Source organism: Zavarzinia marina, from assembly GCF_021568905.1.
Taxonomy (GTDB): Bacteria; Pseudomonadota; Alphaproteobacteria; order Zavarziniales; family Zavarziniaceae; genus Zavarzinia; species Zavarzinia marina.
The window spans coordinates 1-19,849 of the sequence record NZ_JAKGSB010000001.1 but is presented as its reverse complement, the minus strand read 5'-3'; the positions used below and the strand labels follow the sequence as shown (position 1 = coordinate 19,849).

Annotated in this window: 18 protein-coding genes; 9 read left to right on the top strand and 9 right to left on the bottom strand. The window is 66.5% G+C overall.

Features of this window, described 5'->3' with window-relative positions:
- Complete coding sequence (locus tag L2U69_RS00095) at positions 1-753, bottom strand: SDR family NAD(P)-dependent oxidoreductase (RefSeq protein WP_236104313.1); 753 nt, start codon at positions 751-753, stop codon at positions 1-3.
- Positions 754-893: 140 nt separating this feature from the next.
- On the opposite strand from L2U69_RS00095, the gene L2U69_RS00090 reads away from it, so the two are divergent.
- Positions 894-2,210: an aminotransferase class III-fold pyridoxal phosphate-dependent enzyme gene (locus L2U69_RS00090; protein WP_236104312.1), complete on the top strand. Its 1,317-nt coding sequence runs from the start codon at positions 894-896 to the stop codon at positions 2,208-2,210.
- A 126-nt stretch (positions 2,211-2,336) separates the two neighbouring features.
- Here the strand turns inward: L2U69_RS00090 and L2U69_RS00085 are convergent, their stop codons facing one another.
- From L2U69_RS00085 to L2U69_RS00075, 3 genes are all read right to left on the bottom strand, one after another.
- Positions 2,337-2,546 (bottom strand): cold-shock protein, encoded by a 210-nt coding sequence (locus L2U69_RS00085; RefSeq protein ID WP_236104311.1) that lies wholly within the window; start codon positions 2,544-2,546, stop codon positions 2,337-2,339.
- Positions 2,547-2,805: 259 nt separating this feature from the next.
- On the bottom strand, positions 2,806-3,918 hold the full coding sequence (locus tag L2U69_RS00080; protein ID WP_236104310.1) for an NADH:flavin oxidoreductase: 1,113 nt from the start codon (positions 3,916-3,918) through the stop codon (positions 2,806-2,808).
- A gap of 165 nt (positions 3,919-4,083) precedes the next feature.
- Positions 4,084-5,592 carry an aminotransferase-like domain-containing protein gene (locus tag L2U69_RS00075; protein WP_236104309.1) on the bottom strand — a complete coding sequence of 503 codons (1,509 nt, stop codon included), beginning with the start codon at positions 5,590-5,592 and terminating at the stop codon, positions 4,084-4,086.
- Between the two features lie 114 nt (positions 5,593-5,706).
- Here L2U69_RS00075 and L2U69_RS00070 point away from each other — a divergent pair, with 114 nt between their 5' ends.
- The 4 genes from L2U69_RS00070 (at position 5,707) to L2U69_RS00055 (ending at position 10,313) form a co-directional block, all read left to right on the top strand.
- Positions 5,707-6,849, top strand: a complete 1,143-nt coding sequence (locus tag L2U69_RS00070; RefSeq protein ID WP_236104308.1) for an extracellular solute-binding protein — start codon at positions 5,707-5,709, stop codon at positions 6,847-6,849.
- A 211-nt stretch (positions 6,850-7,060) separates the two neighbouring features.
- Complete coding sequence (locus L2U69_RS00065; protein WP_236104307.1) at positions 7,061-8,152, top strand: ABC transporter ATP-binding protein; 1,092 nt, start codon at positions 7,061-7,063, stop codon at positions 8,150-8,152.
- Between the two features lie 5 nt (positions 8,153-8,157).
- Positions 8,158-9,078, top strand: a complete 921-nt coding sequence (locus L2U69_RS00060) for an ABC transporter permease (RefSeq protein ID WP_236104306.1) — start codon at positions 8,158-8,160, stop codon at positions 9,076-9,078.
- On the top strand, positions 9,075-10,313 hold the full coding sequence (locus tag L2U69_RS00055) for an ABC transporter permease (protein ID WP_236104305.1): 1,239 nt from the start codon (positions 9,075-9,077) through the stop codon (positions 10,311-10,313). The genes L2U69_RS00060 and L2U69_RS00055 overlap by 4 nt, the downstream gene beginning before the upstream one ends.
- Before the next feature lie 41 nt (positions 10,314-10,354).
- On the opposite strand, the gene L2U69_RS00050 is transcribed toward L2U69_RS00055, so the two are convergent.
- Both L2U69_RS00050 and L2U69_RS00045 read right to left on the bottom strand, forming a co-directional pair.
- On the bottom strand, positions 10,355-10,567 hold the full coding sequence (locus L2U69_RS00050) for a ribbon-helix-helix domain-containing protein (protein ID WP_236104304.1): 213 nt from the start codon (positions 10,565-10,567) through the stop codon (positions 10,355-10,357).
- 117 nt (positions 10,568-10,684) lie between these two features.
- Complete coding sequence (locus L2U69_RS00045) at positions 10,685-10,993, bottom strand: BolA family protein (protein ID WP_236104303.1); 309 nt, start codon at positions 10,991-10,993, stop codon at positions 10,685-10,687.
- 46 nt (positions 10,994-11,039) lie between these two features.
- Between L2U69_RS00045 and L2U69_RS00040 the strand changes: the two genes are divergently transcribed.
- From L2U69_RS00040 to L2U69_RS00025, 4 genes are read left to right on the top strand one after another with little or no spacing between them, the layout of a single operon-like run.
- Positions 11,040-11,660 (top strand): J domain-containing protein, encoded by a 621-nt coding sequence (locus tag L2U69_RS00040; RefSeq protein ID WP_236104302.1) that lies wholly within the window; start codon positions 11,040-11,042, stop codon positions 11,658-11,660.
- Between the two features lie 25 nt (positions 11,661-11,685).
- Positions 11,686-12,678, top strand: coding sequence for a cobaltochelatase subunit CobS (gene cobS, locus L2U69_RS00035; protein WP_236104301.1), 993 nt, complete (start codon positions 11,686-11,688; stop codon positions 12,676-12,678).
- A 15-nt stretch (positions 12,679-12,693) separates the two neighbouring features.
- Positions 12,694-14,631 carry a cobaltochelatase subunit CobT gene (cobT, locus tag L2U69_RS00030; protein ID WP_236104300.1) on the top strand — a complete coding sequence of 646 codons (1,938 nt, stop codon included), beginning with the start codon at positions 12,694-12,696 and terminating at the stop codon, positions 14,629-14,631.
- A 4-nt stretch (positions 14,632-14,635) separates the two neighbouring features.
- Positions 14,636-15,607, top strand: coding sequence for an esterase-like activity of phytase family protein (locus L2U69_RS00025; protein WP_236104299.1), 972 nt, complete (start codon positions 14,636-14,638; stop codon positions 15,605-15,607).
- A 145-nt stretch (positions 15,608-15,752) separates the two neighbouring features.
- Here L2U69_RS00025 and upp read toward each other — a convergent pair whose 3' ends face one another.
- The 3 genes from upp to L2U69_RS00010 all read right to left on the bottom strand — a co-directional run bounded on the left by upp (position 15,753) and on the right by L2U69_RS00010 (position 19,535).
- Positions 15,753-16,394: a uracil phosphoribosyltransferase gene (upp, locus tag L2U69_RS00020; protein WP_236104298.1), complete on the bottom strand. Its 642-nt coding sequence runs from the start codon at positions 16,392-16,394 to the stop codon at positions 15,753-15,755.
- A 110-nt stretch (positions 16,395-16,504) separates the two neighbouring features.
- A complete protein-coding gene (locus L2U69_RS00015; protein ID WP_236104297.1) occupies positions 16,505-17,995 on the bottom strand; it encodes an NCS1 family nucleobase:cation symporter-1 in 1,491 nt (496 codons plus the stop codon).
- A 166-nt stretch (positions 17,996-18,161) separates the two neighbouring features.
- Positions 18,162-19,535, bottom strand: coding sequence for a class II 3-deoxy-7-phosphoheptulonate synthase (locus L2U69_RS00010; RefSeq protein ID WP_236104296.1), 1,374 nt, complete (start codon positions 19,533-19,535; stop codon positions 18,162-18,164).
- Positions 19,536-19,849: the final 314 nt, after the last annotated feature.

The window sequence follows — 19,849 nt, the reverse complement described above, 5'->3', positions numbered from 1 at the left end:
TCAGCCCTTGCGATGAACCGCGAAGGGCGACCAGCTCTGCGAAACCGGCATCAGTTCGATCGCATTGATGTTCATATGGGCCGGCAGGCTGGCGACATGGAAGATCGTCTCGGCGATATCCTCGGGCTGGAGGGGATCGGCGCCGCCATAGAGCTTGTCATAGGCGTCCTTGTTGCCGCCGGTGCGCACCAGGGTGAATTCGCTCTCGCACATGCCCGGCTCGATCGAGGTGACGCGGACGCCGGTGCCGGCGAGATCGCAACGCAGGCCATAGGAGAACTGGCGCACGAAGGCCTTGGTGCCGCCATAGACATTGCCGCCCGGATAGGGCCAATGGGCCGCCACCGACGACAGGTTGACGATGCCGCCCTTCACCTCGATCAGCCGGGGCAGCAGCATGCGGGTGATGGTGACGAGGCCGGTGATATTGGTGTCGATCATCTGGCGCCACTGGTCGAGATCGGACGTCTGCGCCGGCCCGGTGCCGAGCGCGAGGCCGGCATTGTTCACCAGCCAGTCGATCGTGGCGAAATCCGCCGGCAGACCGTCGAGCGCCGCCTGGATCGCCGCCTCGTCGCGCATGTCGAAGGCGGCGCCGCAAAACTTGTCCGCGCCCAATTCGTCGCGCAGCGCATCCAGCCGCGCCGCCCGGCGCCCGGTGCCGATCACCTTCCAGCCGGCGGCGACGAAGCGGCGACTGGCGGCGGCGCCGAAGCCTGCGGTGGCGCCGGTGATGAGCACGGTCTTGGACATGACGAATCTCCTGAAGGACGGCGAGAGGCGATGGTGCCAGAACAGGCTCTGGACCATCGAAATTAGCCCCCGTGGATCTATCATGTGGAGGCGATCCGGCAGACTGTGCACCGACTGTGCGCTCGATGGGAATGCCGATCATGAATGCCCCCCTGCCGAAGATGGATCATCACTGGCTGCCGTTCACGAACAACCGGCTGTTCAAGGAAGCGCCGCAGATCTTCGCCAAGGCCGAAGGTGTGCGCTATTGGACGCCGGACGGGCAGAAGATCCTGGACGGGGCCTCGGGCCTGTTCTGTTGCGCCGCCGGCCACGGCCGGCGCGAGATCGCGGACGCCGTCCATCAGCAGATCATGACCCTCGACTACACGCCGCATTTCCAGCGCGCGGCGCCGATTTCCTTCGAATTCGCGGAACGGCTGGCGGGCATCCTGCCGGACGGTATCGACCGTATCTTCTTCGGCAATTCGGGCTCGGAGGCGGTCGATTCCGCCGTGAAGATCTGCCTTGCCTATCATCGCGCCACGGGGCAGAGCCAGCGCACCCGCTTCGTCTCGCGCAATTGGGCCTATCACGGCGTCAATCTGGGCGGCACCTCGCTGGCCGGCATGGTCAACAATCGCCGCGACTTCGGCGCCGTCACCTTCGATGCCGTCCACATGCGCCACACCTGGTCGGAGGAGCAGCGCTTCTCCCGCGGCCAGCCGGAGACGGGCGCCGACCGCGCCGAGGATCTGGAGGAAATGTGCCGCCTCTACGGGGGCGAGACCATCGCCGCCGTCTTCATCGAGCCGATCGCCGGTTCCATCGGCACCGTGGTGCCGCCCAAGGGGTACCTGGAGCGGATCCGCGCCATCTGCGACAAATACGGCATCCTTCTGGTCTTCGACGAAGTGATCACCGGCTTCGGGCGCACCGGCTCCGCCTTCGCGGCCCAGGAATTCGCGGTGAAGCCGGACCTGATCACCATGGCCAAGGCGCTGACCAATGGCGTGGTGCCCATGTCGGCCGTCGCGGTGAAGGGCGAGATTCAGGAAGCGGTGATCGACGCCGCCCAGGGCGACCGGCCGGAACTCTTCCACGGTTATACCTATTCCGCCCATCCGGTCGCCTGCGCCGCCGGCATCGCCGCCCTGAACATCTATCGCGACGAGGATCTGTTCGGCCGGGCCAAGGCGCTGTCGCCAAAATTCCTCGACATGGTCTTCGGCTTCCGCAACCTGCCCCAGGTGGCGGACCTGCGGGGTTACGGCATGCTGGCGGGCATTCAACTGACACCGGGCGCGGCGCCGGGGGCCAAGGGCAGCACGGTGCAGCGCCTGCTGTTCGATGCCGGCCTGCACATCAAGGCGACCGGCGATGCCGTCATCTTCGCCCCCGCCCTCTCGGTGCCGGAAGACGACATGCTGCGCATGGGCGAGATCCTGCAGAAGGTGCTGGGCCGCGCCGATCTCTGACCGGCACGCCTCGATCGGGCAAGAAAAAAGGCCGGGGGAATCCCCCGACCTCTCTTCAATCCATCACGCCGTTCAGCGCGGCGATCGCCAGTACATCCGTGGTCGACCGCCGGCGCGGCGCGTGGATTACGCCGCCTGCAGATTGTCGGCGGCGGAACGGCCGGTGCGGCTGTCCTTGACGATCTCGAAGCTGACCTTCTGACCGTCGACCAGGCCGCGCAGGCCCGAGCGCTCGACGGCGGAGATGTGGACGAAGACGTCCGCGCCGCCGTTCTCGGGCTGGATGAAGCCGAAGCCCTTGGTGGTGTTGAAGAATTTCACGGTGCCCGTGATCATGACGATTCCTTTCTCAGATCGGCATAGGTTTTCGCCCCCGGGAACGCCCCAGGGACTGGCATTTCGATATTGAGAGTAGAAGATCGTCGGGGCGCCAAAGCGCAGTAACAAAATTCGTCAACAAGATCGACGGGTCATACTTAAGGCATTCAAGGCCAGAATACAAGACGGGGCCGCGAAGGCCCCGTCGGTATTCCGGCAAGCCCTTGGCCGCGCTCGCTTCTCATCGTCGCGAACGGCGGCCGCGCGAGCCCTCGCGTCAGACCAGTTCGAGCAGGAAATCCTTCGAATAGGCCTTGAGGTCGCCATAGCGCCCGCCCTGCACCAGCTTCGGCCAGTCGGGATTGGCGAGCAGCGCGCGGCCGACGGCGACCAGATCGAATTCGCCGCGCTCCATCCGCTCCACCAGGTTCTCGATGCCGACGATCTCGGCGCCCTGGCCGGCGAAGGCGGCGATGAAGTCATCGGCGCCGCCGAGGCTGACGCTGCCGACTGTGATGGTGGGCTTGCCCGTCAGCTTCTTGGTCCAGCCGGCGAGATTGAGGTCCGAACCCTCGAATTCCGGGGTCCAGAAGCGCCGTGTGGAGCAGTGGAAGACATCGACGCCGGCATCGACGAAGGGGGTGACGAAAGCTTCCCATTCCGCCGGGGTCTCGGCCAGGCGCTTGGTGAAATCCTGCTGCTTCCATTGCGACATGCGCAGGATCAGCGGGAAGTCGGGGCCCACCAGGGCCCGCGCCGCCTTGACGATCTCGACCCCGAAACGCCCGCGCGCCACCAGATCGCCGCCCCATCGGTCGGTGCGCTCGTTGGTGCCGTCCCAGAAGAACTGGTCGATCAGATAGCCGTGCGCGCCATGGAATTCCGCCGCATCGAAGCCGAGGCGCTGGGCGTCCGCCGCGCCCTTGGCGAAGGCGGCGATGATGTCGCCGATCTCGCTCTCGGTCAGGGTGTGGCCGTTCCGCTTGCCCGGCACCTTGAGGCCGGAGGGGCCGACGCTGGGCACCTCCGGATTGAACACCTGCTTCGGGCTCCGCATCATGCCGACATGCCAGAGCTGCGGCGCGATCAGTCCGCCCTCGGCATGGACCGCCTTCACGACCTCGGCCCAGCCCGCCAGCGCATCCTCGCCATGAAAGCGCGGATAATTGTCGGAGCCCGACGCCGCCGCATGGTCGATCGTCGTGCCCTCGGTGATGATGAGCCCGACGCCGCCCGCCGCGCGCTTCCGGTAATATTCCGCGACATCCGGCCCCGGCACACCACCCGGCGACTTGTCCCGCGTCATGGGCGCCATGACGATCCGGTTCTTCATATGCAGGCTCTTCACATCGAAGGGCCGGAAAAGAATGCTGTTCGCGTCAGCCGACATTGTTCTTCCTCAAGCGTGTTCGCCCTGCCGCAAACCGTGCTGCGTTCGCAATCCCCTGCCTAGCCCCATTTTGTCGGGGCCTCCGTGCGCCTGGATCATCGGTCGCGGGGTGTGGATTGGGGGGACAACGCTCAAGCAAAAAGACTGACCGGAAAGAAGTCTGCATCAAGCCCCCCTCTCAACCTCCTCCACAGCCGCCTGCAATTCCGCCAGCCCCGGCGCAATCGCGTCCAACCCGATCGCGGCAAACCCCAGACGCACGTAATCCCTCGGCGGTTCGGGGCCCAGGAAATGGATGTCGCCGGGTTCGATGAGGACGCCGCGGCGGGCGGCGGCGCGTTGCAGGGTCCAGCAGTCGATGCCGGGGGGGAGGCGGAGCCAGACCGAGGAACCGCCGGTGGTGGCGGTGGGGCGGCTGTCGGGGAGGCGGGCGGCGAGTTCGCGGTGCATGGTGGTCCATTTGCGGGCCAGTTGATCGCGCAGGCGCCGGACATGGGCGTCCATATGGCCTTCCATCAGGAAGATCGCCATGGCGCGCTGGTCGTGGGCCGAGGGGTGGCGATACATCATGCGGCGCAGCGCCCGCATCTCGCGGATCAGGGGTTCGGGGGCGACGACGAAGCCGAGACGGAGCCCGGGGAACAGGGCCTTGGACAGCGAGCCCAGATAGATCGTGCGGCCCGTGGTGTCGAAACTCTTGAGGGCCGGGCGCTGGGGCCCGATGAAATTCAATTCGTGCTCGTAATCATCCTCGATCAGGAGGATGTCGTCGTTGCGCGCCGCCTCGGCCAGGGCGAGGCGGCGTTGCAGGGAGAGGGTGACGCTGGTCGGCGATTGATGGCTGGGGGTCGTATAGACGAGATCGCAGCCGCGCATCGCCGCCCCGGTGACGACGCCATTGGCATCGACCGGCAGGGGCACGAGGTCCGCCCCCGTGGCGGCCATGATGTTGCGGGCATCGACATAGCCCGGATTCTCGATCCCGACCCGGCAGCCGGGCCCGGCGAGAAGCTGCGCCGCCATATAGAGCGCGTTCTGGGAGCCGCAGGTGATCAGCACCTCCTCCCTTCCCGCGCGCAGCCCGCGCTGGGGCAGCACGCGGGAGATCACCTGGTCGACCAGCAGGGGATCGTCGGCGTCGATCAGGTCGCCGACCCAGGCATTGGCGTGATAGGGCGTGCCGGCAAGGCGCGTGCAGTCGCGCCAGCGCGCGATCGAGGTCTTGTCCGTCGTCACCTGGCCGTAGATGAAGGGATAGCGATAGTCGCGCCAATTGGCCGGCTTCACGATGTTGCGGTTGCGCGAGGGGTGCTGGCGCAGACGCTCCGCCCAGGCCTTGCCCGCGGTCTCGCCATCACGGAACAGGGTCGATGGGCGATAGTCGAGTCGGACGTTGAGCTGCTGGCGGACGTATTGTTCGTTGATGAAATGGCCCCTTCGGCGCACCGGGGTCAGATAGCCGTCCTCCACCAGGCGTTCGTAGACCAGCACGATGGTATTGCGCGAGACGCCGATGCGGGTGGCCAGGTCGCGGGTGGCGGGCAAGGGTTCGTGCGGGGGCACGCCGCCGTCCAGAATCGCCTCCACCAGGCGGTCGTGGACCTGTTGCTGAAGGCGGCGCGCGTGGTCCAGCGGTTCGAGGAAATAGCGGTCCAGCACGGTTGTTCCTGGCACCAAAAAATTCTTCCTGTGGATCTAATACCGTTTCCCCTAATCGACCTAGCGTTTTTGCGCCGCATCATGGGGCGCAGGGGTTCCCCGGGGCAGGAACAATTCAAGGAGTGGTCAATGGCATCCAAGCGCGGGAAGAACGGCGTCAGCCGCCGTTCGGTTCTGAAGGGGGCTGCTGTCGGGGGTGCCGCCCTGGCCATGCCGGCGATCGTGAGCCGCAGCGTTCTCGCCTCGTCGGGCGAGATCGACATCATGATGTGGTCCGACTATCTGCCGGACAGTTTCCGCGAGGCCTTCACCAAGAAGACCGGGATCAAGATCAACTTCACCGGCATCGGTTCGAACGACGACATCCTGAACAAGATGAAGGCGACGAACGGCCAGGGCTTCGACATCATCACGCCGACCATGAACCGCTCGCTGCTGTGGGAGCCGCTGGATCTGGTGCAGCCCTTCGACATGTCGAAGATCGCCATCGACAAGGTGAACCCGGCCATGGCCAAGGCCGGCGAGACCAATTGGAACTTCGGCGGCAAGGGCCAGATGTGGATCCCGCACATCTGGGGCACCGAGGGTGTGGCGTGGCGCACCGACAAGTTCACCCCGGCGGGCGAATTCCCCTCCTATGGCGACGTCTGGGACGACGCCAATGCCGGCAAGACCATGTGCCGCGGCCATTCCGGCATGCTGGGCGCCGGTCTCGCCCTCGAATACAAGGGCGAATGGGAACCGGGCACCATGTGGTCGGCCTATGAGACGCCGGAGAAGCTGGACGAAGTCTGGTCCAAGCTGACCGACTATTGCATCGGCAAGAAGAAGAACCTGAAGCTTCTGTGGAACGATGCCGACACCCAGAAGAACGGCCTTCTGAACGAGGGCGTGATCGTGGGCCAGACCTGGGACGGCCCACCCATCGCCCTGAAGACCGCCGGCGAGCCGGTGATGTACCGCGCCCCGGTCGAAGGTGCCATGGCCTGGGTCGACGGCATGTGCCTGCCCGTCGGCGCCAAGAACATGGAGCAGGTCTATGCCTTCATCGAAGCCTGCTACGACCCCGAGCTGGCGGGCGAGGCGATCAAGACCCATGGCTACAACTCGCCCGTCACCGGGGCCGAGAAATTCGCCGGCGAGGTCTATGCCAAGAATTTCGGCGACGCCTATCCGGGCGAAGCCCTGGCCAAGCTGAACCCCTGGCCGCCGGAAGCCCCCTGGTATGCCGAAAAGCGCGCGGAATACGTCAACAAGTTCCAGAGCGCCTGACGGCCGTCCGGGCCGGCGCGGGGGGCGCGCCGGCCCGGATGCTTCTTCGTGGTTTCGTCCCCGCGCCCTCCTCTTTCAGGCGTCATCCCGGCGAAGGCCGGGATCTTCGGGGGGAGGTGGGCGCCCTTCCGTCACGAGGTCCCGGCCTGCGCCGGGACGACGCGTTGGGGGGGGGGACAATGTGTTTTCGTAACGGCCGTCGGGTGCGCGCATGACCAAGACCATCACCCTTGACCATGTGTCGATCCGTTTCGGCCAATATCTCGCGGTGGACGATGCCCATCTCGAGATCGCGGGAGGTGAGTTCTTCTCCTTCCTCGGGCCGTCCGGCTGCGGCAAGACCACGCTTCTGCGCTGCGTCTCCGGCTTCATCCAGCCGACCGAGGGGCGCGTGCTGATCGGCGGCGACGACATGAAGGGCGTCGGCCCGAACAAGCGTCCGACCGCCCTGATCTTCCAGAACCTCGCCCTCTTCCCCCTGATGTCGGTCGCCGAGAACATCGCCTTTCCGCTGGAAGTGCGCGGTATCTCCAAGGCCAAGCGCCGCAAGCGCGCCGAGGAACTGCTGGAGCTGATCGCGCTCCCCGGCACCGCCGACAAGAAGGTGACCGAGCTTTCGGGCGGCCAGCGCCAGCGCGTGGCGATCGCCCGCGCCCTTGCGGTCGAGCCCGACATCCTGCTGCTCGACGAGCCGCTCTCCGCCCTCGACCTCAAGCTGCGCCAGCACATGCGGACGGAACTGCGGGAGATCCAGAAGCGCGTCGGCCTCACCTTCATCTACATCACCCACGACCAGGGCGAGGCCCTGACCATGTCCGACCGCGTCGCGGTGATGAGCAAGGGCGTGATCGAACAGGTGGCGGATCCCGTCACCCTCTACGACCGCCCGAAGACCAGTTTCGTCGCCTCCTTCGTGGGCGAGACCAATGCGATCCCGGTCAGCGTGACCGCCAGGGCCGGCGACCGCGTCTCGGCCGAGGGAGCGGGCGGGCTGAGCCTGCATGGCGTCGCCGCCGGCGGGCGGCAGTACAAGGCGGGCGATGCCTGTCTGGTCTTCGTCCGGCCGGAACAGATGCGCCCGGCCAGGCCCGGCGACAACGAGATCGCAGCCAAGGTGGTGGGCGACGAATTCGAGGGCAATCTGCGCCATCTGATGCTGGAGACTTCGGCGGGGCTCAGGCTTCGCATGTCGCTGGTCAACGACGGCAGCCCGCCCCCCATCGGGCCCGACGGCTCGATCCTGGTCGGCTTTCCGGCGGAGAACGGCCTCGTGCTGCCCGACGGGCCGCTGGCCAAGGGTTGACGCCCATGGGTGCGCTGGCCGATTTCCGGCAGATCTTCGCCCGCCACGGCGCCGCCGTCGGTCTCTTCATCGCGGGCACGGTGGCGCTCTGGGTCTTCGTGCTGATCGTGCTGCCGCAGATCGCCATGGTGCTGATCTCCTTCAGTCACAATCTGCCGCCCTCGGAACAGGGCGGGCCGAACGACGTCTATACCCTGTCGCAATACGGCTATTTCATCTTCGGCAACGACGGCGGCTTCAACACCCTGCATCTGACCATCCTGGCGAAGACGGTGCTGGCCTCGGTCGTGGTCACCGTGTTCGACCTGATATTGTGCTATCCGATCGCCTATCTGCTGGCCCATGGCGCGCGCCAGTCGATGGCGCGGCTGATGGTGATCGGCCTGATCGTGCCCTATTGGATCAACGAGGTGCTGCGCGCCTTCGCCTTCCGTATCCTGTTCGGTTCCACCGGGCTGGTGAACGGCGTCGGCATGACGCTGGGCCTGTGGTCCGAGCCGATCGACTTCATCCGCGAGGACGTGGCGCTCTACGCCGGCCTCACCTATGCCTATATCCTCCTGATGATCTTCCCGATCTACAATGCGATCGAAGCCCTCGACCGTAACCAGATCGAGGCGGCGCGCGACATGGGCGCGCCGTGGTGGCGCATCCACTGGCGGGTCGTGATCCCCATGGCGAAGCCCGGCATCGCCTCCGGCTGCACCATGGTCTTCATGCTGACCACCGGGGCGCTGGCGGCGCCGCAGATCCTGGGCGGGCCGTCGAACCTGTGGTTCACCCAACTCGTCTATCAATGGTTCAACGATGCCTCGAACTGGCCGCGCGGCTCCGCCTATGCGGTCATCCTGGTGGTCGTCTGCATCCTCTTCACGCTTCTCATGATGCGGGTCTTCAAGGTGAGGATCGGGGAGATCGGGCGATGAGTTCCAGCGCCGCCGGCCGGCTCGGCACCATCGCCTTCTGCCTGCTGTTCTTCGGCTTCCTGTTCGGGCCGCTCGTGATCATGGTGCTGACGGCGTTCAATTCGTCGCCCTTCCCGCGCGTGGTGCCGTGGGACTGTTTCACCACCGACTGGTTCGGCAAGCTGGCGGGAGACGCCAAGCTTCTCACCGGCCTCGGCAATTCGCTGTTCATCGGCGCCGGCGTCGTCCTCCTCGCGACGCCCATCGGCCTTGCCGCGGCCCTGGCCCTGTCCGAGGTCGGGCCCCGCCTGCGCGGCGCGCTCTATACCATCTTCATCTCGCCCATCCTGATGCCGGGCATCGTCATCGGCATCTCGACCCTGATGTTCTGGGGCCGTCTCGGCAGCGGGCTCGGCTTCGGTTTCGATAGCGTCTTCTTCAACGGCTTCTTCCTGACCATCCTCGGCCAGGTGTGCTTCATCTCGGCCTATTCGATGCTGATCTTCATCGCCCGGCTGCAGCGCTTCGACCATACGCTGACCGAGGCGGCGCTCGACATGGGGGCGACGCCGGCCCAGGCCTTCCGCAAGATCCTGCTGCCGTTCCTGCGCCCCGCGATCTTCTCCAGCGCCGTGCTCGCCTTCCTCGCCTCGCTCGAGAACTACAACACCACCGTCTTCTCGATCGTCGCCGAAAGCACCTTCACGACCGAACTCGCCTCCAAGGTCCGCCTCGGCATCGATCCCTCGATCTCGGCCGTTGCCGTGGTGATCATCGCGCTGACCCTGTTCGGCGCCATCGTCCACGAGGCGTGGCAGCGCCGGGCGGCGGCGCTCGCCCAGGGCGGGGCGACGGCGGCGCGCATCCTGAACAATCCGGTCAACGCCTTCATCCGCCATCCCGCGACCGTGGCGGCGATCCTCGTCGCCGTCATCGGCGGCGCGATCTATCTGGGCAGCCGGCACAATTCCGACGTCTGCGTGCAGTCGATCCTGGACGCCAAGCGCGCCGAACAGGAACGCCTGCAACAGGAAATGCGCGAGCGGATGCAGCAGCAGCGCCAGGACGCCCCGACGGCCCCCGGCGGCAGCGCCGCGCCCTCGACCCCCTTCGGCGGCGTCTTCGCGCCGGGCGGCCTCGGCGGCGGCGATGCGGCGCCGGCGCCGGCCCCTGCGGCACCCCCCAGCGCCCCGTCGACACCCTTCGGCGGTGTCTTCACGCCGGACAGCCTGCCGAAGCCGGTGGATGCCGAATGAGGCCCTTCAGGCCGCAGGCATGACCACCAACGCGCGGCCCTTCAGGCCGCGCTGGCGAACCTGAAGTAGTCGACCACCCAGCAGCGCAGATTGGATGTGTAGTTGCCGCCCGGCCGCTCGGCGGCGACGCGGTTGCACAGGTCGTCCAGGCTGATGCCCTCGCGCCTGCAGATGTCCTCGACCGCGTCCCAGAGCGAAGGCTCCAGCCGGACGCTGGTGCGATGACCGTTGATCCTGATGTTTTTCACGCGCATGTCCCGCCCCGCTGAAACTACCATCGCGAGTGATACATAACATCATATCCAATCAGGATATTACAATCGGAACATGCGAACTGCCGGGATACAAATCTCGGCGCGCAATTCAGGGCTTCATTCGCCGGGGGCCAGCAGGGTCAGTTGAAGCGCGTGCAGGCCGCGCCCGAATTCCGCCGCCAGCAGTTGATTGACCCGGCGATGGCGCACCACCCGGCTCTGTCCGGCGAAACCCGCCGCGACCACGCGGATCTGGAAATGGGTCTCGCCGACGCCGCCGGGGTTGCCGGCATGGCCGGCATGGCGCGCGGAATCGTCCACCACCTCGAGCACGATCGGCGCGAGCGCTTCCTGCAGGGTTTCGCGAATTCGGTCCGCCATGCGCATGCTGTATTCCTTGTCTGTCGTCGGGGGGCCGGTTTCCATGCCGGCCCACCTTGTTTCGCCGCATCAGGCCACCCATAATCCACCGATGTCCCGGAAGGAAAGCGCATACCCGCGCCGGGCGCGAAGCCCGGGTGAGACGCCGCCGCTGCGCATTTGCGCCAGCGAGGGCTGCGCTCTGGCCGGCGAATACCGCGCCCCGCGCTCGCGCGATCCGAAGGCCGAGCCGTTCTGGTTCTGTCTCGACCATGTGCGTGAATATAACCGCAACTGGAACTGGTTCGAGGGCATGGGGGCGGCCGAGATCGAGCGTTATCAGTCGCAGAACGCGACCTGGCACCGCCCGACCTGGCGCCTCGGCGAACGCTCGTCCGGGCGGAATGCCGCGCATCAGGACCATGCCGCCCACCTCGATCCCTTCGACCTTCTGGGCGAGGCCGGCTATCGAATCGATCCCGGCGCCAAATCGGGGCCGGCGCCGGCCGCCCGCCCCCTCTCCAACGAGGACAGAAAGGCCCTCGCCGTCCTCGAACTTGACGCAGGGGCGGCGGCGCCGGACGTCAAGTCGCGCTACAAGACCCTTGTCAAACGCTATCATCCCGACCGCAATGGGGGGGACAAGGGCGCGGAAACCCGGCTAAGACAGGTGATCGAAGCTTATCGTCACCTGCGCGACAAGGGCTTCATGCGCGAGGAAACGACCAGGTAATCGCAGAGTTAGGATTGGACCGATCATGACTGCTTCCACCCATGCCGTAACGCCTGACGGAAAGCCCGACATCAAGGTTTCGGTGCGCCAGGTGTTCGGCATCGACAGCGACCTCGAGGTTCCCGGTTTCTCGGTCCCCAACGAATATGTCCCGGATCTGGACGACAGCTACCGCTTCGACCGCGAGACCACGCTGGCGATCCTGGCGGGTTTCGCCTTCAACCGCCGCGTCATGATCCAGGGCTATCACGGCACCGGCAAGTCGACTCATATCGAACAGGTTGCCGCGCGCCTGAACTGGCCCTGCATCCGCATCAACCTGGACAGCCACATCAGCCGCATCGACCTCGTCGGCAAGGACGCCATCGTCCTGAAGGACGGCCGCCAGGTGACGGAATTCCGCGAAGGCATCCTGCCCTGGGCATTGCAGAACCCGACCGCCCTGGTGTTCGACGAATATGACGCCGGCCGCCCGGACGTGATGTTCGTCATCCAGCGCATCCTGGAGGTCGAGGGCAAGCTGACCCTGCTGGACCAGAACCGGGTGATCCGGCCCCACTCCGCCTTCCGCCTGTTCGCCACGGCGAATACGGTCGGCCTCGGCGACACCACGGGCCTCTATCACGGCACCCAGCAGATCAACCAGGGCCAGATGGACCGCTGGAACATCGTCGTCACCCTGAACTATCTGCCGAAGGACCAGGAAGTGGCGATCGTCCTCGCCAAGTCGCCGCAGTTCCAGAGCGCCGAGGGCAAGAAGACCATCGGCGCCATGGTGGGCGTCGCCGACCTGACCCGCGCGGGCTTCATCGCCGGCGACATCTCGACCGTGATGTCGCCCCGCACGGTCATCACCTGGGCGGAGAACGCGCGCATCTTCAACGACGTCGCCTTTGCCTTCCGGGTGACCTTCCTCAACAAATGCGACGAGGTCGAGCGCGCGACGGTGGCGGAATACTACCAGCGCTGCTTCGGCAAGGAACTGCCGGAGTCGGCCGCCAACGTCCGCATCGCCTGAGGACGGGCGCCGATCATGGGCCGCCCCGAAAACCCCGTCGAGCCGTTCAAGCGCGCGGTGGCCGCGACCACCCGCGCCATCGCCGACAAGCGCGAGCTGACCATCGCCTTCGGCGCCGAAGGCGTGAGCAACCGCCCGGTTCCGGCCGGTCCCGGCAGCGGCTTCGCCGGCGCCGCCAAGGCGCCCGCGGGCGGCGGTGCCGCACTGCGCCTGCCCCAGCCCGGGCGCGAGATGTCGGCGACCGACGTCGCCGTGGTGCGCGGCCAGGCCGATGCCGCGGCGCTGCGGCTGCGCCATCACGACGACAAGCTGCACGGCCAGTTCCTGCCCGAAGGATCGAGCGCGCGCGCGGTCTATGACGCGGTCGAACAGGCACGCTGCGAATCCCTCGGCGCCAATTCGATGGAAGGGGTGGCCCAGAACCTCGCCACCATGATCGACGAACGCTCGAAATCGCGCGGCTACAGCCGGGTGACCGAGCGGGCGGACGCCCCCCTGTCCGAAGCCGTCGCCCTGATGGTGCGCGAGAGGCTGACCGGTTCGGCGCCGCCCGAATCCGCCGCCAAGATGGTCGATCTCTGGCGCGACTGGGTGGACGAGAAGGCGGCGGGCGACATCGAGCGCCTGGTCGGCGTCGCCGACGATCAGGCCGCCTTCGCCCGGATGGCGCGAAAGCTGATCGCCGACCTCGGCCTCTCCGACGACATGGACGCCGAGCCCGACGACCAGGACAAGGACGACGACGCGAAGGAAGAGAACGACGACGAGGGCGAGAGCGACGACAGCGAAGGCGACGGCGCCGCCCCCGAGGGCTCGACCACCGAAATGGTCGAGACCGAGGAGAGCAGCGACGACGATTCGTCCGAGACCGCCGTCCAAGTCGACACCGACCAGGATCTCGACAGCACCGAGGGCGAGGATCCGTCGGAGGCGACGCGTCCCTGGCGCCCCAACGGCCCCCTGACCAACGAACCGGGGGAGCCGCCCTACCGCGCCTTCACCACCGAATTCGACGAAGTGGTCGAGGCCGAGGACCTGTGCGACGCCGACGAGATGACGCGGCTGCGCGCCTATCTCGACCAGCAGCTCCAGGCGCTGCAGGGCGTCGTCTCCAAGCTCGCCAACCGGCTGCAGCGGCGCCTGATGGCGAAGCAGAACCGGTCGTGGGAATTCGATCTCGAGGAAGGCCTGCTCGATGCCGCGCGGCTGTCCCGCGTGGTCACCGATCCCATGCATCCCCTCTCGTTCAAGGTCGAACAGGACACGACCTTCCGCGACACGGTGGTCACCCTGCTGCTGGACAATTCGGGTTCCATGCGCGGGCGCCCGATCACCGTCGCCGCGACCTGCGCCGACATTCTGGCCCGGACCCTGGAGCGCTGCTCGGTCAAGGTGGAGATCCTGGGCTTCACCACCAGGGCCTGGAAGGGCGGGCAGTCGCGCGAGCGCTGGCTGAAGGAGGGCAAGCCGCCCCAGCCCGGCCGCCTCAACGATCTGCGCCATATCGTCTACAAGGGCGCGGATGCGCCCTGGCGCCGGGCCCGCAAGAACCTGGGCCTGATGATGCGCGAGGGCCTGCTGAAGGAGAACATCGACGGCGAGGCCCTGCTCTGGGCCCACAACCGCCTGATCGCGCGCACCGAACAGCGCCGCATCCTCATGGTCATCTCGGACGGCGCGCCGGTCGACGACAGCACGCTGTCGGTCAATTCCGGCTCCTACCTCGAGAAGCACCTGCGCCAGGTGATCGACTGGATCGAGACCCGGTCGCCGGTCGAACTGATCGCCATCGGCATCGGCCATGACGTCACCCGTTACTATCGCCGCGCCGTCACCATCGTCGAGGCGGAGCAACTGGGCGGCGCCATGATGGAACAGCTCGCATCCCTCTTCGACGAAAAGCCGGAAGCAAAGCCCGCGCGGCGCGTCGCGGGCGGTCGCGGGCGGAGATAGGCCGGTGGCATTCCCGCGGGCGGCGCTCGCCGCCCTTCTCGCCGCCGGCCTCTGCGCCGGCCCGGCCATCGCGGCCCCGGTCGAGGTCTCGGCCTATCCGGTCGCCCTCGATCCCGATGACGGCACGCGCGATGCAGTCGGCGCGCTCGCCTATGCCGGCGGTCTGAACCTCGTGGCCACGGCCAAGGGTTTCGGCGGGTGGTCGGGCATGGTGGTCGCCGCCGACGGCGCGCATCTGACCGCGGTCTCCGACAACGGCTGGTCCATGACGGCCGTGATCGAGCGGACGGAGGGGCGCATCGCCGGCCTGGCGGATGTCGACATCGCGCCCCTGCGCGGCGAGGACGGCGCCTCCCTTGCCGGCAACAAGGAATGGGGCGACGCGGAATCCCTGACCCTGCTGCCCGACGGCGCCTTCGCCGTCGGCTTCGAGCATCGCCACCGGATTCTCCGCTATCAGACCCTGGCGGCCGTGCCGACGACCCTGAACCTGCCCGCCGGCATCGCGGCGGCGGAGCCGAACGGCGGCCTCGAAGCCCTGTTCGCGCTGCCGGACGGGCGCCTGATCGGTTTCGCCGAAAGCCTGCTCGATGGCGCCGGCAACCAGACCGGCTGGCTGTTCCCGGCCACGGGCGACGGCGCCGCCCGGGAACTGAAACTGGCCGCCACCGGCATCTACAAGCCGACCGATCTGAAGGTCCTGCCGGATGGCGACTTCCTGCTCCTGCAACGCCGCTTCACCGTGACCGGCGGCCCGGGCGCCCGCCTCTCGGTGATCCCGAAGGCGATCCTCGATGGCACCGGCCCGGTCCAGGACCGCGAGCTGGCGCAATTGATCCCGCCCCTGACGGTCGACAATTTCGAATGTCTGGCGCTCTGGCGGGACGGCGCCGGCAAGACCCGCGCCCTCATCCTCTCGGACGACAACACCAGCTTCCTGCAACGCACCCTGCTGCTCGAATTCGTGCTGCCGTAGAGATCCCGGGCGAGAGGGAACCGTTGGTGTTCCCCCCTCACCCAACCCTCTCCCCGAAGGGGCGAGGGCTTTGGCCGAGCAAGGGACGGACTCCCTCGCCCCGCTTGCGGGGAGAGGGTAGGGGTGAGGGGTGTCGATGCCGTGCCTATTTCGTGCCGAACAGGCGATCGCCGGCGTCGCCGAGGCCGGGGACGATGTAACCGTGGTCGTTGAGGCATTGGTCGATGGCGCAGGTGTAGACCGGCACGTCCGGATGCGCCTCGCGCAGGTTCGCGATGCCTTCGGGGGCGGCGAGCAGGGCGACGAATTTGATCGAGGTGCAGCCGGCGTCCTTCACCTTCTGCACGGCGGCGACGGCGGAATTGCCGGTGGCCAGCATGGGATCGAGGACGATCGCCATGCGCTCGTCGATGTCGCGCGGCAGCTTGATGAAATATTCGACCGCCTGGAGCGTCTTCGGATCGCGGTAGAGCCCGACATGGCCGACGCGGGCCGCCGGCAGGATGTCGAGCATGCCGGACAGCAGCCCGTCGCCCGCCCGCAGCACCGAGACGAGGCACAGTTTCTTGCCGGCGAGCTGCGGCATCATGCAGGTCGTGAGCGGGGTCTCGATCTCGACCAGTTCGGTCGGCGCGTCGCGCAGCACCTCATAGGCGAGCAGCATGGCGATCTCGCCGAGCAGGCGGCGAAAACCGAGGGTCGAGGTCTCGGCCTTCCGCATGATGGTCAGCTTGTGCTGGATCAGGGGGTGATCCACCAGGATCGTCCCATCGCGACCGGGCTCCATGTTTCCTCTCATCGTTTCCGCGCGCGTCTTCGTTTCTATAGCAGACACATCGTTCTTCTCGAACGGCAAGAGGGCCGGCCGCCAGGCCGGCCCTTTCGCGACCCTCCGGATTATTCCGCCGGCTCCCGGGCAACGAGGTCGGGCGAAAGCCCGGCGGCGATCGCGCGCATGCGTGCCCGCATCAGATAGACATGGGCGCCGGCACCGATCGCGGCCCCCAGGATCCAGGCAAAGCCCGACAGGAAACCGAGGAACGGCAACCAGACGGTGGCGATCGAGAACACGGCGCCGATGGCGAAGGCAATCATCGCGCGCTTGTTCCAGCCGTCCTGATAGAAATACTCGCCCGACGGCGGCGTTGCGAAGAGATGCTGGAGGTTCAGGCGCGACCGGTGGACGAAGTAATAGTCCGCCACCAGGATGCCGTACAGCGGCGCCAGCACCGCACCGAGCGTATCGACGAAGGCCGCGATGCCGATGTTCGAGATCACGGCGACCCAAAGACCACCGATGAAGAAGGCGATTGCCGCGGTGATGAGGCCGCCGGTCCGGGCACTGATCTTCGAGGGCGCCAGATTGGCGAGATCGTAGGACGGCGGAATGAAGTTGGCCACCAGATTGATCCCCACCGTCGCGCCGAAGAAGGTCAGGGCGGCGATCAGGGTCAGCGCGACATTGTCGACTTGACCGACAATCTCGGCCGGATTGGTCATCGCCGTGCCGAAGATGGCGACGGTTCCCGCCGTGATGAACATCGCGAGGAAGGAGAAGAAGGCGAGGCTGACCGGAAGGCCCATGAAGTTACCGAAACGCATGGCGCCCTGCGACTTCACGAAGCGTGAAAAATCGCCGTAGTTGATGATGACCGCGGCGAAATACGCGATCATCGTGCCGACGACGCCGAGGAACGCCCCCACGCCGCCACCTTCGGCACCCTCGGCCGGGCTGAAGATCGTACCGAGCGCGGTGAAGATGCCGTTACCCGCGTCGTACCAGATGTAGAGCGCAAGGGCGATCATCACGGCATAGACCAGCGGGCCGGCCCAGTTCAGGAAGTTGGTGATCCAGTCGATGCCGCGCATGAAGAGCGCGACCTGGAAGGCGGACACGAATACATAGGCCAGCCAGTCCATGGTGGTCAGGCCCAGGAAGGTGCCCCCGTCCTTGCCGCCGAAGAGCGCGTAAAGCAGCATGGCGACGGCGGTCGAGGCGAAATATGTCTGAACGCCATACCAGAAGATGGCGACGATACCCCGGATCAGCGCGGGAAAATTCGCCCCCCGGATCCCCATCGCGGCCCGCGCCATCACGGGATAGGGAATGCCGTAGAGGACCGACGGCCGGCCGGTCAGATTGACCAGCGCCATGACGATGAAGCCGGCCAGAATGATGCCCGCGAAGACCCACCAGCCGTTGAGACCGGAACTCAGAAAGAGTGTCGCGGCGAGGGTATAGCCGAACAGCGACTGAATATCGTTCGACCACACATTGAAGATTTCGAACCAGCCCCACCGCCTCTTCGAGGGTGGCAGGGGCGCCAGGTCTTCATTGTACAGGCTGGGGTGCTTCTCGCTTATGTCGAAATCTGAATCGTGGCGCATTGTTATACCTCCTCTGCTGGCCCGATCTCAGCGTAGAGGCGCATACCGCATCGCAAAACCCTTGGAGCGATTGCAGGTTTTTATTGCAAATGCGCGACAATGCCATCGGCATTGCCCAAATTTCGGGCGTTTTGATGAGCCCCGTCGCCGACGAGGCCCATCACTCTCAGGAAGCGACCGCCAGCTTGGCGCCGGAGCGTTCCTGCTTGATGCCCTCGGCCAGGAGGAAGGCGAGTTCGAGGGCCTGAGACGCATTCAGACGCGGGTCGCAATGGGTGTGGTAGCGATCGGCGAGCTGCTCGTCGACGATCTCCACCGCACCGCCGGTGCATTCGGTCACGTTCTGCCCGGTCATCTCCAGATGGATGCCGCCGGCATAGGTGCCTTCCGCCTGATGGACCGCGAAGAAGCCGCGCACTTCGGCCAGGATGCGGTCGAAGGGCCGGGTCTTGAAGCCCGAGGCGGACTTGATCGTGTTGCCGTGCATCGGATCGCAGGACCAGACGACCTTGCGCCCTTCCCGCTTCACCGCGCGCGCCAGCGCCGGCAGCTTGCGTTCCACCTGATCGTGGCCCATGCGGGTGATCAGGGTCAGGCGGCCCGCCTCGTTGTTCGGGTTCAGCGCGTCGATCAGGCGCAGCAGCTCGTCCGGCTCCATGCCCGGGCCGACCTTGCAGCCGATCGGGTTGCGGATGCCGCGCATGAATTCGATGTGGGCGCCATCGAGGTTGCGGGTGCGCTCGCCGATCCAGAGCATATGGGCCGAGGTGTCGTACCAGCCGCCCTGGGTCGAATCCTCGCGCGTCATCGCCTGCTCGTAATTCAGCAGCAGCGCCTCGTGCGAGGTGTAGAACTCGGTCTGGCGGATCGCCGGCGTGGTCTCGCCGGTGATGCCGCAGGCGCGCATGAAGTCGAGCGACTCTTCGATCCGCTGGGCGAGGTCGCGATAACGTTCCATCGCCGGGCCCTGCACGAAGCCCATGTTCCAACGGTTCACCTCCGCCAGATCGGCGTAGCCGCCCTGGGCGAAGGCGCGCAGCAGGTTGAGGGTCGAGGCCGACTGGCCGTAGGCCTGCAGCAGGCGCACCGGATCCGGGATCCGCGCCTCGGCCGAGAATTCCGAGCCGTTGATGTTGTCGCCCCGGTAGGACGGCAGGGTGACGCCGCCCACTTCCTCGGTCGGGGCCGAGCGCGGCTTGGCGAACTGGCCGGCGATACGGCCCACCTTCACCACCGGGCAGGACGCGGCATAGGTCAGCACCACGGCCATCTGCAGGATGACGCGGAACATGTCGCGGATGTTGTTCGGGTGGAACTCCGCGAAACTCTCGGCGCAGTCGCCGCCCTGGAGCAGGAAGGCCCGCCCCTCGGCCACGTCGCCCAGTGCCTTCTTCAGCTTGCGGGCCTCGCCGGCGAAGACGAGCGGGGGATAGGAGCGGAGCTTGTCCAGCACGCCGTCGAGGGCGACGGCGTCGGGATATTCCGGCACCTGCTTGATCGGCAGGTTGCGCCAGCTTTCGGGGCTCCAGGGCTTACCCATCTTTCCGTATCCGGTTCGTTCCAACAACAGGGGCAACACATATAGGGACTTTGGCCCGGGAAAGCCAGCATTACGGCCCGTCAGACGGGCCTCAACCGTCCCGCCGCGCGCAGGGCGCCCATGCGCCGCTGGTGCCATTGCCTCTCGGGCAGGGCTCTGGAACACTGCCGCCCACAACCGAGGGAGGGAATCCATGGACGTCCGCGCCGCCGTCGCCTTCGAGGCCGGCAAACCGCTCGAAATCGTCACGGTGCAGCTGGAGGGCCCGAAGGCGGGCGAGGTGCTGGTCGAGATCAAGGCGACCGGCATCTGCC